Origin of the sequence: Arthrobacter sp. NPDC080082, from assembly GCF_040686595.1 — a bacterium.
Taxonomy (GTDB): Bacteria; Actinomycetota; Actinomycetes; order Actinomycetales; family Micrococcaceae; genus Arthrobacter.
In genome coordinates this window covers 864395-879125 of sequence record NZ_JBFBKQ010000001.1, presented here as the reverse complement: position 1 = coordinate 879125, position 14731 = coordinate 864395, and the positions used below count along the sequence as shown (strand labels likewise).

At 68.9% G+C, this 14731-nt stretch carries 12 protein-coding genes and 1 tRNA gene; 5 read left to right on the top strand and 8 right to left on the bottom strand.

Features of this window, described 5'->3' with window-relative positions:
- The first annotated feature begins 134 nt into the window (after positions 1 to 134).
- Together AB0O44_RS04155 and AB0O44_RS04150 are read left to right on the top strand one after the other, a co-directional pair.
- Positions 135 to 1598, top strand: coding sequence for an amino acid permease (locus AB0O44_RS04155; protein ID WP_290256436.1), 1464 nt, complete (start codon positions 135 to 137; stop codon positions 1596 to 1598).
- Between the two features lie 329 nt (positions 1599 to 1927).
- Positions 1928 to 5434 carry a bifunctional proline dehydrogenase/L-glutamate gamma-semialdehyde dehydrogenase gene (locus AB0O44_RS04150; RefSeq protein WP_364134553.1) on the top strand — a complete coding sequence of 1169 codons (3507 nt, stop codon included), beginning with the start codon at positions 1928 to 1930 and terminating at the stop codon, positions 5432 to 5434.
- Between the two features lie 111 nt (positions 5435 to 5545).
- Here AB0O44_RS04150 and AB0O44_RS04145 read toward each other — a convergent pair whose 3' ends face one another.
- Both AB0O44_RS04145 and AB0O44_RS04140 read right to left on the bottom strand, forming a co-directional pair.
- Entirely contained in the window at positions 5546 to 5905 is a 360-nt protein-coding gene (locus tag AB0O44_RS04145; RefSeq protein ID WP_364134551.1) for a hypothetical protein, read from the bottom strand.
- Between the two features lie 252 nt (positions 5906 to 6157).
- Positions 6158 to 7012 carry a LysR substrate-binding domain-containing protein gene (locus AB0O44_RS04140; protein ID WP_364134548.1) on the bottom strand — a complete coding sequence of 285 codons (855 nt, stop codon included), beginning with the start codon at positions 7010 to 7012 and terminating at the stop codon, positions 6158 to 6160.
- A gap of 219 nt (positions 7013 to 7231) precedes the next feature.
- On the opposite strand from AB0O44_RS04140, the gene AB0O44_RS04135 reads away from it, so the two are divergent.
- Entirely contained in the window at positions 7232 to 8578 is a 1347-nt protein-coding gene (locus AB0O44_RS04135) for an MFS transporter (RefSeq protein WP_364134700.1), read from the top strand.
- 90 nt (positions 8579 to 8668) lie between these two features.
- Here the strand turns inward: AB0O44_RS04135 and AB0O44_RS04130 are convergent, their stop codons facing one another.
- The 3 genes from AB0O44_RS04130 to AB0O44_RS04120 form a co-directional block, all read right to left on the bottom strand.
- Positions 8669 to 9829: a N(5)-(carboxyethyl)ornithine synthase gene (locus AB0O44_RS04130; RefSeq protein ID WP_364134545.1), complete on the bottom strand. Its 1161-nt coding sequence runs from the start codon at positions 9827 to 9829 to the stop codon at positions 8669 to 8671.
- Positions 9826 to 9975 (bottom strand): hypothetical protein, encoded by a 150-nt coding sequence (locus AB0O44_RS04125; RefSeq protein WP_290256431.1) that lies wholly within the window; start codon positions 9973 to 9975, stop codon positions 9826 to 9828. The genes AB0O44_RS04130 and AB0O44_RS04125 overlap by 4 nt, the downstream gene beginning before the upstream one ends.
- A 108-nt stretch (positions 9976 to 10083) precedes the next feature.
- Positions 10084 to 10157 (bottom strand) — tRNA-Gly (locus tag AB0O44_RS04120).
- Positions 10158 to 10392: 235 nt separating this feature from the next.
- On the opposite strand from AB0O44_RS04120, the gene AB0O44_RS04115 reads away from it, so the two are divergent.
- Positions 10393 to 10839, top strand: coding sequence for an SRPBCC family protein (locus tag AB0O44_RS04115; protein WP_364134542.1), 447 nt, complete (start codon positions 10393 to 10395; stop codon positions 10837 to 10839).
- Between the two features lie 79 nt (positions 10840 to 10918).
- Entirely contained in the window at positions 10919 to 11500 is a 582-nt protein-coding gene (gene dcd / locus AB0O44_RS04110) for a dCTP deaminase (protein WP_364134539.1), read from the top strand.
- Positions 11501 to 11536: 36 nt separating this feature from the next.
- Here the strand turns inward: dcd and AB0O44_RS04105 are convergent, their stop codons facing one another.
- The 3 genes from AB0O44_RS04105 to AB0O44_RS04095 form a co-directional block, all read right to left on the bottom strand.
- Complete coding sequence (locus AB0O44_RS04105; protein ID WP_364134536.1) at positions 11537 to 12733, bottom strand: cation:proton antiporter; 1197 nt, start codon at positions 12731 to 12733, stop codon at positions 11537 to 11539.
- A 3-nt stretch (positions 12734 to 12736) separates the two neighbouring features.
- Positions 12737 to 13219, bottom strand: coding sequence for a cation:proton antiporter regulatory subunit (locus AB0O44_RS04100; protein WP_290256427.1), 483 nt, complete (start codon positions 13217 to 13219; stop codon positions 12737 to 12739).
- Between the two features lie 64 nt (positions 13220 to 13283).
- Positions 13284 to 14681 carry an MFS transporter gene (locus AB0O44_RS04095; protein WP_364134532.1) on the bottom strand — a complete coding sequence of 466 codons (1398 nt, stop codon included), beginning with the start codon at positions 14679 to 14681 and terminating at the stop codon, positions 13284 to 13286.
- Between the last annotated feature and the right edge of the window lie 50 nt (positions 14682 to 14731).

The following is a 14731-nucleotide window of genomic DNA, read 5'->3' as shown; positions in this document are numbered from 1 at the left end:
TTCTAATGTTTATCGGTTAGGAGAAGTCACTTTATCTAATGGGATCCGGCTTGCATACTGGGTCAATCATGTGACCCCCACCACGGGTGCCCGCCGCCGGCGGGGGCGGGGTCCACCCGACGCAGGAGACCGGAATGAGCACCAGCGACCTGACCAGATCGATCATGCGGCGCAAGCCGATCGACGACATCGAGGAAGAAAGCAAGCACAGCGGCCTGTTCAAGAGCCTGGGCCTCTGGCAACTGACGGCCATCGGCGTGGGCGGCATCATCGGCGTCGGCATCTTCTCCCTGGCCGGCCTCGTGGCGCACGGCAGCGAGAGCGAGCCCGGGGTGGGGCCGGCGGTGCTGTTCTCCTTCCTGATCGCGGGCCTGGCCTCCGCGGCGGCCGCCTTGTCCTACGCCGAATTCGCCGGCATGATCCCGCGCGCGGGCTCCGCCTACACCTACGGCTACGTGGCGCTCGGCGAGGTGATCGGCTGGTTCATCGGCTGGGACCTGCTGCTGGAATACATCGCCATCGTGGCCGTGGTGGCGATCGGCATCTCCGGCTACTTCGACGCCTTCCTCTCCGGCATCGGGATCCACATGCCGGTCTGGATGACCTCCACCGTGGACGAGGGCAAGGGCGGCGTGGTGAACATTCCCGCCATCCTGGTCTGCCTGCTGGTGACCTGGATCCTGTCCCGCGGCACCCGGGCCTTCGGACGCTTCGAGCTGATCGCCGTTGCCATCAAGGTGGTCCTGATCCTATTCATCATCGGACTGGGCATCTTCTACATCAACACCAATAACTACAACCCATTCATGCCCAGCGGCTTCGGTCCGGTGCTGGCCGGGTCTGCCACCGTGTTCTTCGCGGTGTTCGGCTACGACGCAATGAGTACCGCGGCGGAGGAAGCCACCGACGGCAAGAAGCACATGCCCAAGGCGATCGTGCTGTCCCTGATTATCGCCATGCTGCTCTACGTCGCCGCCACCCTGGTCCTCACCGGCATGCAGAACTACAAGGACATTGATCCGAAGGCCGGCTTCGCCTCCGCCTTCAACGGTGTGGGCCTGCCGGTGATCGCCACCATCATCTCCGTTTTCGCCGTGCTCTCGATCCTGACCGTGATGCTGACGTTCCTCCTCGGCGTCACCCGCGTGTGGTTCTCCATGAGCCGCGACGGCCTGCTCCCGGGCTGGTTCGCCAAGACGGACCGGCACGGCACCCCTCAGCGGGTCACCTGGATCGCCGGCGTCGCCTCCGCCCTGCTGGCCGGGGTGTTCCCGATCAAGGCCGTGGCGGACCTGACCAACATCGGCATCCTGGCCGCGTTCGTCGTCGTCTGCCTCTCGGTGATCATCTTCCGCTACAAGCGCCCGGACGCCCCGCGCACCTTCCGCTTACCGTTCATGCCCGTGGTGCCGCTCTTCGGCATGCTGGCCTCGGCCTTCCTGATGGCCCAGCTGCACTGGGAGACCTGGCTGCGCTTCGGCGTCTGGCTAGTGGTGGGTCTGTGCATCTACTTCGGCTACGGCCGGAAGCACTCGCTGATGAACCCGGCGAGCCCGCGGCACCAGGAGGCGGTGGAACAGCACCGGCACGTCGGCTGACCCGCGGCGCCTTCACCTCGCCGCCACACCCGACGCTCCCTCAGATCCGGCGCGCTTCCGGCGAACCCTCCCGCAGTTTCGGCGCGTTGCTGGCGGACGCTTCCTCAGTTTCGGCGAACCCTCCCGCAGTTTCTGCGGGAGGGTTCCGTCGTTGTTGGCAGGACGTGAGGGAGCGTCGGAACGGGGAGTGCAGGAGGTGAGGGAGGGCGGCTCAAAGATGCGGTTTTTCTAACCAGTAATCCTCAGAAAACGTCGCTTTATCTTACGTGATACGAATCGCATACTGATGGGAAGAAACGTCCACATCTTGAGAAAGCCCGAGTGCCACCATGACCCACACCTCCACGGAAACCGGCGCCGTCACCGCCGCCGCGGCCACGACAGTCGCCGAAGCGGCGGCCCTGGCCGATGACTGCATCGCGCTGGTGCGCCGCTGGCTCACCGCCGCCTCCAAGGTTCCCGTCGACGCGTCCGCCCAGCAGCTCGCCGGCGTGCTGAAGGACCCGAACGGCCTCGGCTTCACGGTCGGGTTCGTCGACGGCGTCGTCCGCCCCGAGGACCTCCACGTCGCCGCCCGCAACCTCGCCGCCCTGGCCCCCAAGGTCCCCGCCTTCCTGCCCTGGTACATGCGCGCCGCCGTCCGCCTCGGCGGAACCATGGCGCCGGCCCTGCCGCAGGTGGTCATCCCGGTGGCCCGCCGCGTGCTCCGCGAGATGGTCGGCCACCTGATCGTGGACGCCACCGACGCCAAGCTGGGCCCGGCCATCGCCAAGATCCGCAAGGACGGCATCAAGCTCAACGTCAACCTCCTCGGCGAGGCCGTGCTCGGCGAGCATGAGGCCTCCCGCCGGCTCAAGGGCACGCACGCGCTGCTGGCCCGTCCCGACGTCGACTACGTCTCGATCAAGGTCTCCTCCACGGTCGCCCCGCACTCCGCCTGGGCCTTCGACGAGGCCGTCGAGCACGTCGTCGAGAAGCTCACCCCGCTCTTCACCCGCGCCGCGTCCTTCGCGGCCAACGGCGGCAAGGCCAAGTTCATCAACCTGGACATGGAGGAGTACAAGGACCTGGACATGACCATCGCGGTCTTCACCCGGATCCTGGACAAGCCCGAGTTCAAGAACCTCGAGGCCGGCATCGTGCTCCAGGCCTACCTGCCGGATGCCCTCTCGGCCATGATCCGCCTGCAGGACTGGGCCGCCGCGCGCCGCGCCACCGGTGGCGCCCCGATCAAGGTCCGCGTGGTCAAGGGCGCCAACCTGCCGATGGAACAGGTCGAGGCCTCCCTGCACGACTGGCCGCTGGCCACCTGGAACACCAAGCAGGACTCGGACACCAACTACAAGCGCGTCATCAACTACTCACTGCACCGGGACCGGATCCGCAACGTCCGGATCGGCGTCGCCGGGCACAACCTCTTCGACATCGCCTTCGCCTGGCTGCTGGCCAAGAAGCGCGGCCTCGCGGACGCCGGGCACCAGGGCATCGAATTCGAAATGCTGCTCGGCATGGCGCAGGGCCAGGCCGAGGCCGTCAAGCAGGACGTCGGTTCGCTCCTGCTCTACACCCCGGTGGTCCACCCCGCCGAGTTCGACGTCGCGATCGCCTACCTGATCCGCCGGCTCGAGGAGGGCGCCAGCCAGGACAACTTCATGTCCGCCGTGTTCGAACTCTCCGAGAACGAGCAGCTCTTCGAACGGGAGAAGCAGCGCTTCCTGGCCTCCCTGGCCGCGCTCGACGAGGAGGTCCCGGCCCCGAACCGCCGTCAGAACCGCGCCCTCCCGGCCGAACCGATGCCGCGCGAGGGTTTCCGGAACACCCCCGACACCGACCCGTCGCTGCCCGCCAACCGCGACTGGGGCCGCGCCATCCTGGACCGCGTGCCGGGCTCCACCCTGGGCAACGCCGCCGTCGAGGCCGCCACCATCACCGACGAGGACACCCTCAACGCCGTCATCGACACCGCTGTCGCCAAGGGCAAGGCCTGGGGCGCCCTCTCCGGCGCCGAGCGGGCCGAGATCCTGCACCGCGCCGGCGACGCGCTGGAAGCCCGCCGGGCCGAACTGCTCGAGGTCATGGCCAGCGAGACCGGCAAGACCATCGACCAGGGCGACCCCGAGGTCAGCGAGGCCGTCGACTTCGCCCACTACTACGCCGAATCGGCGCGGAAGCTCGACGACGTCGACGGCGCCACGTTCGTCCCCGCGAAGCTCACCGTCGTGACGCCGCCGTGGAACTTCCCGGTTGCCATCCCCGCCGGCTCCACGCTCGCCGCTCTGGCCGCCGGCTCCGCCGTCGTCATCAAGCCCGCCAAGCAGGCCGCCCGCAGCGGCGCCGTCATGGTCGAGGCGCTCTGGGAGGCCGGCGTCCCCCGCGACGTGCTGACCATGGTGCAGCTGGGCGAACGGGAGCTCGGAACGCAGCTGATCTCCCACCCGGCCGTGGACCGCGTCATCCTTACCGGCGGCTACGAGACGGCCGAACTGTTCCGCTCGTTCCGCAAGGACTTGCCGTTGCTGGCCGAAACCAGCGGCAAGAACGCCATCATCGTCACCCCCAGCGCCGACCTGGATTTGGCCGCCAAGGACGTGGCCTACTCCGCGTTCGGCCACGCCGGCCAAAAGTGTTCGGCCGCGTCGCTGGTGATCCTGGTGGGCTCCGTCGCGACTTCCAAGCGCTTCCACAACCAGCTGATCGACGCCGTCACCTCCCTCAAGGTCGGCTACCCGGAGGACCCCGCCAGCCAGATGGGCCCGATCATCGAACCCGCCGGCGGCAAGCTCCTGAACGCCCTGACCACGCTCGGCGAGGGTGAGACCTGGGCCGTGGAACCGCGGCAGCTCGACGACTCCGGGAAGCTCTGGAGCCCCGGCGTCCGCTCCGGCGTGCGGCGCGGTTCCTACTTCCACCTCACCGAGTTCTTCGGGCCGGTACTGGGCGTGATGACCGCCGCCACCCTGGAGGAGGCCATCGCCATCCAAAACCAGACCGAGTACGGCCTGACCGCCGGGCTGCACTCGCTGAACTCGGATGAACTGGCCCTCTGGCTGGACACCATCGAGGCGGGAAACCTCTACGTCAACCGCGGCATTACCGGCGCGATCGTGCAGCGCCAGCCCTTCGGCGGCTGGAAGAAGTCGGCCGTTGGCGCCGGGACCAAGGCTGGCGGCCCCAACTACCTCGCCGGGCTGGGCGACTGGGCCAGTACGGAAGCCACCGCGGCCCCGGGCCCGCTGAGCCCCGAGGTGGCGCGGATCGAGGACGCCGCCAAGGGCTTCCTGGCCGCCGCCGACGTCGCCCCGTTGCAGCGTTCCCTCGCCTCCGACGCGCAGGCCTGGTTCGACGAGTTCGGCACCGCCAAGGACGTCTCCGGGCTAAGCGCGGAGCGCAACGTCTTCCGCTACCGGCCGCTGCCGGTCCTGGTCCGGCTCTCCGCGGGCAGCCCGCTCGCCGAGCTGGTCCGCGTGCTGGCCGCCGGCGTCCGCGCCGGGTCCACCCTTACGGTTTCCAGCGCCGCGGCGCTGCCCGCCCAGCTGCAGGCCGTGCTCGCCGGGCTGGGAATCTCGGCGACGGTGGAGGACGACGCCGCGTGGCTGGCCTCGGCGGGGCGCCTTGCCGCCGCGCCGAAGCTCGCCGTGCCGCGGATCCGCCTGATCGGCGGCGACCCCGTCGCCCTCGCCGAGGCCACCGGCGGACGTCCGGACCTGGCCGTCTACACCCACCCCGTGACCGAGGCCGGCCGCGTTGAACTGCTGCCGTTCCTGCACGAGCAGGCGGTCAGCATCACCGCGCACCGCTTCGGCACCGCAAACCACCTCTCCGACGGGCTGATCTAGGACGATCCGGCGCCTCCCGGGCGGGCCGGGCGGCGCGCCCGGGAGCGCAACACAGGGGCGGCGCGGGGACCTTTCGGTTCCCGCGCCGCCCCTTTGTGGTTTAGCCCGGGCTTAGCCGAGGTACCAGCCGGGCGGTGCCCAGGACGCGGGAACGGCATGGGCGGAGAAGTCCTCGCAGCCGGAGCAGAAGTAGGTCACCTCGCCGAGCTGGCTGACGGAGCCGTCGCGGTGGTGCCGGGGCGGAACGAACGACTCCAGGTAGACGAACTCGTCGGTGCCGCAGCGTTCGCAGAACGGAATGCCCACATAGTCGCCGTCTGCGCGTGCCGGTGCGGGGTGCGGATCGAGTCGCCCGAGGGCCGGGTGGGTGAGTCCCTCCAGCCGTGCCGCGGCCGCAGCCGGCGGGCGTGCCGGGGTGCGGGGGCCGAGCCGGCGCGGGGCCGGCCGCATCGAGGCGTGGGGAGTATTCATGGCTGGCGTCATTGCTGGCCTATCCCGAACGCTGGGTGCCACGGAGGGCCGGGAATACCGGCAGCGACGGCAGGAAGCGTCCGTAGTCTGTGCTCTCTTGACTGAGCGGGGTGGCTGGCCTCTGCTTGACCTGCAAGTAGTGTCAGGATAGGGCAAGTATCCGGCGGGTTCAATGGTTGCGTATCCCCGCCCGGGCGTCCCGGCCGCCGGCAGGTAGTGCGCCCCGAAAGGGCAGGTAAGGCCGGGTATTCCCTACGCCGGACGGTGCAGCGCGCGGCCCGTGATGGTCTGGGTCAACGCCTCGATGACTTCCGTGTTTGCCAGCGGATTCCGGATCAACGTGAAGTCGACGTCGCCCACCGGCGGCAGGTCGAAGCGCCGGGTGATGATCTTCAGATCGTCCGGAACCAGCGACGACGGCATCACGGCGACGCCGATACCCGCCCGCACCGCCGCCAGCACCCCGCTGATCTGCCGCGTGGTGCAGGTGATCCGCCAGGTGCGGCCGGAGGCCTCCAGGGCGTCGATCGCCAGCTTCCTGCTGAGGCTGGGGGCGGGGTAGGCGATCAGCGGCACCGGGTGTCCGGGCGCCAGGGCGGTCTGCTCCAGGCCCACCCAGGCGAAGGAGTCCTGCTGCACCACCGTGCCGTCCTTGGCCCCTGCCACCCACTTCACGAACACCAGGTCCAGCTGCCCGGCGTTGAGGCGTTTGTACAGCTGGTCGCTCTGGCCGACCGTCAGTTCCAGGTTGATCTGCGGGTAGACCTGCCGGAACTCCCGCAGGATCCGGGGCAGTCCCGTGATGGCCAAGTCGTCGGCGGTGCCGAACCGCAGGCGGCCGCGCATCGCCGAGCCGGAAAAGTACCGGGCCGCCGAGTCGTGGGCGGAGAGGATGCTCCGGGCGAACCCGGCCATGGCGTCGCCGTTGTCCGTCAGGCGCACGTCCCGGGTGTCCCGGGCGATCAGGGTCCGGCCGGCGGCGGCCTCCAGCTTCCGAACGTGCTGGCTGATGGTGGGCTGGGCAAGCCCCAGCCGTTCCGCCGCACGGGTGAAGCTCAGCGTCTCGGCGACGGCCAGGAAGGACCGGAGCTGGGCGGGCTCAAACACGGGCGCGAGTCCCGGACCCGCCGACGGCCAGGGGGGTGCATTGCATTTCGTGATGGGAGTTATGCATCCAATAACCTTCCATAATCGATTGCGGCCAGCCTAGCGTTAAACCGACCCCCGCAGGCCCACTCTCACGAGGACTTTTCCGTGGCACCCCCACCGCCGTTCCAGGCCGCCGACCCAGACCAGACCCCTACCCGCCGGCCCGCGCCGGCGGCGCTGCCACCGTCGTCGCCCGCCGCCGACGTGCCGGCCCTGCCGCCGTCGCCGCCCGTGACCGAGCCGCTCGCCGTCGTCAGCGAACGGCTGCCCTGGCGGCACACCTTCGTCTCGCTCACGGTCCGGAACTACCGCATTTTCGCGGCCGGGCATTTCATCGCGGTGATCGCCCTGTGGATGCAGCGGATCGCCCAGGACTGGCTGGTGCTGCAGCTTTCGGGTTCGGTCACGGCCGTCGGGGTGACCGTGGCCCTGCAGTTCCTGCCCTCGCTCTTCCTCGGGCCGTGGGCCGGCATGATGGCTGACCGCTTCGCCAAACGCCGGATCCTGATGCTGTGCCAGTCGGTGGCGGCCGTCCTCGCCGCGGCGCTCGCCGTCCTGGCGCTGACGGGCCGGATCGAGGTCTGGCATGTTTACGCGATTGCCCTGGCGCTGGGCCTGGTCACCGTGCTGGACCAGCCCGCACGTCAGGTGTTCGTCAACGAACTGGTGGGGCCGGTGTACCTCCGGAACGCCATCAGCCTGAACTCCACGATCTTCCAGCTGGGCGGCCTGATCGGGCCGGCCGTCGCCGGGATCCTGCTCGGCGCGGTGGGGGCGGGATGGGCCTTCGCGGGCAACGCCGTCGCATGCTGCTCCACCGTGACCATGCTGCTGGTGCTGCGCAAGGACGAACTGCACACCACGCCGCCCGCCGCCAAGCGCAAGGGCATGCTCAAGGAGGGTCTCCGCTACGCCCTCGCCAAGCCCACGATCTACTGGCCCTGGCTGATGGCCGGGTTCGTGTCCGTCTTCGCCATGAGCCTGCCGGTGCTGCTGGCCGCCTTCGCGGACCACGTATACGACGTCGGCGCCGGCGGGTACGGTCTGCTCAACGCCTTGGTGGCGCTCGGCGCACTGGCCGGGGCCATCACCTCGGCCCGGCGGCGCGAGTTGCGGCTGCGCTCGGTCATGCTTGGGGCCGGCATGTACGGGCTGATGCTCTGCCTCGGTGCGGCTGCACCCTCGATGGTCTGGTTCGGCGCGGCGATGGTGCTGGCCGGATTCTGGTGCCTGATGTTCCTCACCGCCGCCAACCAGCTGGTGCAGGTCAGCGCCAACATGGGGATCCGCGGACGGGTGATGAGCCTGTACATCATGGTGCTGATCGGCGGGCAGGCGATCGGCGGGCCGCTGATGGGGTGGCTGGCCGAGCACGTCGACCCGCACACCGCGATCCTCATCTCCGGCGGGGTCCCGGCACTGGCTGCGGCGTCGGTGGCGGTGCTGCTGGCCCGGCGGGGGCAGCTGATGCTCCGGGTGGACCTCCGGCACCGGCGGCGGCTGCTGCGGATTGTCCGGGCGTAGGTTTCCGCGCCGGAAAAGGACAGCCGCTCCGCGGATCGGCGTAGCGGCTGTCCGAAAAGTGCGCGGTGATCGGGAACCGGCGCGCGACAGCTAGCCGGCCGTGGCCAGGTGGGGATAGTCCGGCTGCCGGTGCTGGAACACCAGGACATCCGGATTCAACACCACGCCGTCGCGGATTTCGATGGCGCGGCGGATGGTCTCATCACCGTCCCACGCCTCCGGACCGGACAGCACCGTGGCCAGGAACGGAAGCAAAGCCTCGCTGATTTCCCAGCTGGCGGAGTTCCAGAGGTACGACGGGCTGTGGTCCACGGCGTAGTAGTCGATGCTGGTGCCGACCGTGAACATCGGCTCGGCAAACGTGGTGGTCCTCGCCCAGCTGAAGCCCATGCCCTCGTCGCAGGAAACGTCGATGATCAGGCTGCCGGGCCGGAACGCGGCCAGGTCCCCGGTGCGCAGGTACGTCAGCGGTGCTGTCGGATCCTGCAGGGTGCAGTTGACCACAATGTCGCTTTCCGCCAGGAACGGGGCCAGCGGCACCCGGCCCCGTTCGGTGATGACCTCACTGAGGAAGGGCGCCTCCGTGTCGTGGTCGAACTGGGCGATCCGCACGGAGTGGATGGGGGAACCCACCGCGGCGACTCCGCGGTTGGTCAGCACCTGCACGTCATGGATGCCATGGGCGTTGAGGGCCGTCACGGCGCCGCGCGCGGTGGCCCCGAAACCGATGACGACGGCGCTCAGCCGCCGGCCGTAGTCCCCGGTGGATCCGGTCAGGGACAGTGCGTGCAGCACCGAGCAGTGGCCTGCCAGCTCGTTGTTCTTGTGGAAGACGTGGAGGCCGAAACCGCCGTCGCTGGCCCAGTGGTTCATGGCCTCGAAGGCGATCAGCGTGAGCTTCTTGTCGATCGCCAGCTGGGTGATCGCCGGCTCCTGGACGCAGTGCGGCCAGCCCCAGAGGACCTGTCCATCCCGGAGCTCGGCCAGATCCTCGGGCTGGGGCTTCGGCAGCAGGACGACGTCGGCCGCGTCCAGTACCTCCGGGCGCGGGGCGACCCGGCCCACCAGCTCCGCCAACCTGTCATCCGTCATGCCGAACCGGCTGCCGTATCCGGCCTCGACGATCATGTGCTCGCGGAGTTCCGGAGCGATGCGCTCAAAATGGCCCGGATGGACGGGGAGTCGGCGTTCGTCCTGCTTGCGCGTGCTGGCAAGGACACCGAGGGTGAGTCGTTTCGATGACTCAATCACTTTTTCTTGGCGCCCGCGGCCTTGACGGGGGTGCCTTTGTCCAGGGAGCTGGGCGGCGCGGCGGCGGCCCTCTTATCGGCGCGCTTTTCCTTGATGGACTTGGTGGATTTCTTGGATGCTGCTTGACGGGGGGATTTGTCAGCCATGTTCGCTCCTGTAGCGGAACCGAATAGGTTCCAGACTTCGAACGATACAGGTAGCCGCCTAATGGGCCGCGTCGCTTCGTGACGGCGGGAGGGCGGAGGAGGGGGAAATGGAGCGGCTGACGGGAATCGAACCCGCGTATCAAGCTTGGGAAGCTAGCGCTCTACCATTGAGCTACAGCCGCGCAGGGACCGGCCAATAACCCTCGGCTGTGTCCTGCGGAACAACGAGATTCACCTTACCCCAGGCGCGGGAGTTCCCCGAACATCAACGCCCGGTACCGGCTGCATAACTCTTCGGTAAAGACGGGCCGGTGACGATGCGGCAGCCCCGGCCGCTGGATACCGTGGTGGGGTTAGCTGCGGTCTGAGGGGGAAGCGGGCTACGAGCACCATTAGTCCGACCTTGAGGGAACTTCCGTGGCGTATGCAGAGCACGACGTCGTCATCCAGTACGACGCCATGGGCATCTACGCCTTCCTTCTGGACCCCCGGAACCTGCCGTACTGGCGCGAGGGGATCGAGAGTGTCGCGCTGGTCTCCGGCGCGGTGGGTGCCCCCGGCTCGGTGTACCGGCCGGCGCTTACCGCCGGCAGTTTTCCCCCGGCGGCCGGGGACTTCGAGCTTACGGCCGCCCGCCCCGGCGCGGAGATTCAGTTCCAGGTCATTTCCGGCCGTGCCCGGGTCCACTGCGGCTATTATCTGAGCACCCACGGCGGCAGCACCCACGTCCGCTTTGCCTTGCGGTACCGGCCCGGCGTGGCCTCGTTCTTGCTCTCGGCCAAGATGCGGCGCGCCATGCAGGCCCAGGTGGTGCAGCTCGAGCAGCTGAAGATGCTGCTGGAAGCGGAGCAGGCCGCGGCCTGAGTGCCGCCGCCGGACCCTCTGTGACGGAGCCGCCGGCACGGACGCGGGGGAGCCGGGAACCTGCGGTACTTTTGATCCTGTGCTGATCTCTGACCGCGACATTCGTACCGAAATTGACTCCCAGCGGATTGTGCTGGAACCGTTCGACCCCGCCATGGTCCAGCCCTCATCGGTGGACGTGCGGATCGACCGCTTCTTCCGCCTCTTCGACAACCACAAGTACGCGCACATCGACCCCGCCGTGGACCAGCCGGAGCTGACCCGTCTGGTGGAGGTCGACGCCGACGAGCCGTTCATCCTGCACCCCGGCGAGTTCGTCCTGGGCTCCACCTACGAGACGGTCACCCTGCCCGACGACATTGCGGCCCGGCTGGAGGGCAAGTCCTCCCTGGGCCGGCTGGGGCTGCTGACGCACTCGACGGCGGGCTTCATCGATCCCGGCTTCTCCGGCCACGTCACGCTGGAACTGTCCAACATGGCCACCCTGCCGATCAAGCTCTGGCCCGGCATGAAGATCGGCCAGCTGTGCTTCTTCCGGCTCAGCTCCGCCGCCGAGCACCCCTACGGCTCCGGCGAGTACGGCAACCGGTACCAGGGCCAGCGCGGCCCCACCGCCAGCCGCAGCCACCTGAACTTCCACCGCACCGAGATCACGTCCTAGCCGGCGGGCGGTGCGCTGGGGCGCTTGCACGGGCTGTCAGTTGACCGGCCGCGCCCGCTGCACCGCGCGCCGGGCCGGCCGCCGGACCGCCCGGACCACGGGCTCGATGAACTTGGCCGCGAGCGGACCCATCACTGCCATGATCAAGACATAGGCGGTGGCCAGCGCCGCGAGCTCCCGGGGCACCGCGCCGGAGGCCACCGCCAGGCCCGCGATCACGATGGAGAATTCGCCGCGGGCAATCAGGGCCGCCCCGGCACGGAACCGGCCGGGGATCGCGATGCCGGCCCGCTTGGCCGCCCAAATGCCCGTCAGCATCTTGGTGGCCGCGGTGAGGACCGCCAGGACCAGCGCCCAGCCCAGCACCGGCGGGATGGACCGGGGGTCCGTGTTCAAGCCAAAGACCACGAAGAAAATCGCGGCGAACAGGTCCCTCAGCGGCTCCAGGATCCGAGTGGCGCTATGGGCCGTCGCGCCGGAAATCGCGATGCCGAGCATGAACGCGCCCACCGCCGCGGAGACCTGCATGGCCGCGGCCAGGCCGGCCACCAACAGCGCCGCGCCAAGGAGGTTGAGCAGGAAAACCTCGGAGTTTTCGCTGTGCACGGCCCGGGAGACGTGGTGCCCGTGCCGCAGCGCCACCACCAGGACCAGGGTGACGACGGCGAGCGAGATCCCCACGGTCTGCAGGCCCACCAGGAGGCTCACCCCGGCCAGGGTGGCCGTCAGGACGGGGAGGTACACGGCCATGGCCAGGTCCTCGAAGACCAGGATGGACAGGATCACCGGCGTCTCGCGGTTGCCGATCCGGCCCAGGTCCGTGATCACCTTCGCGGCGATCCCGGAGGAGGAAATGTAGGTCACACCGCCCATCACCATGGCCCCCACCACGCCCCAGCGCAGCAGCAGCGCCAGACCCGCCCCGGGGACGAAGTTCAGAACCAGGTCCAGCACGCCGGCCTGCCAGGACCGGCGCAGCCCGGTAACCAGCTCGGCAGCCGTATATTCCAGGCCGAGCATGAGCAGGAGAAGGATGACGCCGATCTCGCTGGAGAGGTGCGCGAACTCGTGCATGCCCTCGAGCTTGACCAGCCCGCCCGCGCCGAAGAACAAGCCGCCGACCAGGTACAGCGGGATGGGGGACATGCCGATCCGCCCGGCCAGCCTCGCCAGCAGGCCGAGGCAGAACACGACGGCCCCCAGCTCGATCAGGGTCACGGCGAGGGCATCCATGGCTTATCCGTTGCGCAGGATGGAGGCCGCGGTGTCCAGGCCCTCCTGGGTGCCGACGGCCACCAGCAGGTCGCCGGGGTGGAGCACGACGTCGGGGCCGGGGGAGGGGAGCACCTCGCCCTCGCGCATGATCGCCACGATCGAGGCGCCGCTGCGGGTCCGGATGCAGGCCTTGCCCATGGGCTGGTTCTGGAACGGCGAATCGGCCGCGATGGAGAACTGGCGGGTGACAATGCCGGGAACCTCGCGGTGGGCTTCTGAGAGCTGCATGGCCAGCCGCTGCCCGCCGAGCAGGTTGCCCAGGGCGGCTGCCTCGTCTGCGGTGAGGGGAATCGAGGCCTGGCAGGTGTCCGGGTCGTCCCAGGTGGAGACGATGAGCTCGGTCTGCCCCTCGCGGTATTCGACGACGCCGATCCGGCGCCCCGAGGCGGTCATGAAATCCTTGCGCCGGCCCAGTCCGGGAAGTTCGGTCTCATCCACGTTCATGCCACCAGCCTAGTGGCCGCACCCGGTTTTGGGGCGCGTTGAAGATGGCAGCCGATGCGGGCGGCTAGTGGGATGGCACGACGGCGATGTCCGTTTTGCCCGGGGCCTTGACCGGCAGCAGCACCAGCAGGCCGGCCAGCAGCACAACCATGATCCCGACGATGCCCCAGCGCTGCGCCTGGCCCGGGGCCACCAGGGGCGTGGCGATGGTGATGCAGAGGGTGAACAGGGCTGGGGCGAGGAAGCTCACGGCCCTGCCGGTGGTGGCATAGAGCCCGAACAGCTCACCGGTCTCTCCGGTGGGGGCCAGCCGGGCCAGGTAGGCGCGGGAGGAAGACTGGGCGGGCCCTACGAAGAGGCAGAGGAACAGGCCGAAGACCCAGAAGGTCATGCTGCCGGACCAGGATATGCCGAAGAAGGAATATGTCCCGTTGCCCAGGATCAGCAGCGCGGTGCCAGCCACCAGCAGGCCCGCCAGGGAGCCAATGATGACCGCTTTGGGGCCGGCCCGGTCGTCGAGTAGTCCGCCCACGAGTGCGCCGACAGCGGCGACGACGTTGCCGAAGATGGCGAAAAAGATGACCTGCTTGAGGTCGAAGCCGAAGGTGCCGGCGGCGATCACCCCGCCGAAGGTGAACACGGCGGCGAGGCCGTCGCGGAAGATGGCGCTGGCCAGCAGGAAGTAGATGGTGTGCGGGCTGGTTCGGTAGATGGCCTTGATCCGGCGTGCCAGCAGTCCATAGGAGGCGAAGAAGCCCAGTCTGTCCTGCCGGACGATGGGCACTTCGGGCACGGCAACCAAGACCGGGACGGCGAAGACCAGCAGCCAAAGCGCCGAGAAGATGGCGACCAGTCGGATGTTCAGGCTGTCCTCGGTGGAGGCGCCGAACCACTCGATGCTCGGCTGGACGAACAGCTGCAGGACGATCAGCAGCGCCACGATGCCGCCGAGGTAGCCGGAGGCCCAGCCGAAGCCACTGATTTTGCCGATGTTGGCCGGCGTCGAGATCTGGGCGAGCATGGCGTTGTAATTGACGCCGGCGAACTCGAAGAAGATATTGCCGAGGGCGATCAGGGTGACCCCCAGCAGCAGGAATTCCGGCCGCGGGAAGACAAAGAAGCACAGCCCGGTGAGCAGCGCAACGGCGGCGGTGTTCACGCCCAGCCAGAGCTTGCGGCGGCCGCCGGCGTCGGACCGCTGTCCGGTGACCGGGGCGAGCACCGCGATGGCGGCGCCGGCGATGGCCAGGGCGGTGCCGAGGACCGCGGAGGCCTCGTCCTCGCCGCCGAAGGCCTTGGACGTCAGGTACACGGTGAAGACGAAGGTCGTCATCACGGCGTTGAACGCGGCAGAGCCCCAGTCCCACGCGGCCCAGGCCAGGATGCGTCCCCTCCCGGCGGGCTGGCGTCCGGAACCAAGTTCGGACGCCGGTGCGGCCTCGGGAGCGGTGGCGGAATTCATAGCCCTGATGTTAGCCGTCCCCGCCGCCCGGACCGGGATGAAACGGGCAG

Bases quoted from the DNA above. Each gene is read 5' to 3' on its own strand.
- AB0O44_RS04155 (WP_290256436.1), top strand. From the start codon at position 135: ATGAGCACCAGCGACCTGACCAGATCGATCATGCGGCGCAAGCCGATC.
- AB0O44_RS04150 (WP_364134553.1), top strand. From the start codon at position 1,928: ATGACCCACACCTCCACGGAAACCGGCGCCGTCACCGCCGCCGCGGCC.
- AB0O44_RS04145 (WP_364134551.1), bottom strand. From the start codon at position 5,905: ATGAATACTCCCCACGCCTCGATGCGGCCGGCCCCGCGCCGGCTCGGC.
- AB0O44_RS04125 (WP_290256431.1), bottom strand. From the start codon at position 9,975: ATGGCTGACAAATCCCCCCGTCAAGCAGCATCCAAGAAATCCACCAAG.
- AB0O44_RS04105 (WP_364134536.1), bottom strand. From the start codon at position 12,733: ATGGATGCCCTCGCCGTGACCCTGATCGAGCTGGGGGCCGTCGTGTTC.
- AB0O44_RS04100 (WP_290256427.1), bottom strand. From the start codon at position 13,219: ATGAACGTGGATGAGACCGAACTTCCCGGACTGGGCCGGCGCAAGGAT.
- AB0O44_RS04095 (WP_364134532.1), bottom strand. From the start codon at position 14,681: ATGAATTCCGCCACCGCTCCCGAGGCCGCACCGGCGTCCGAACTTGGT.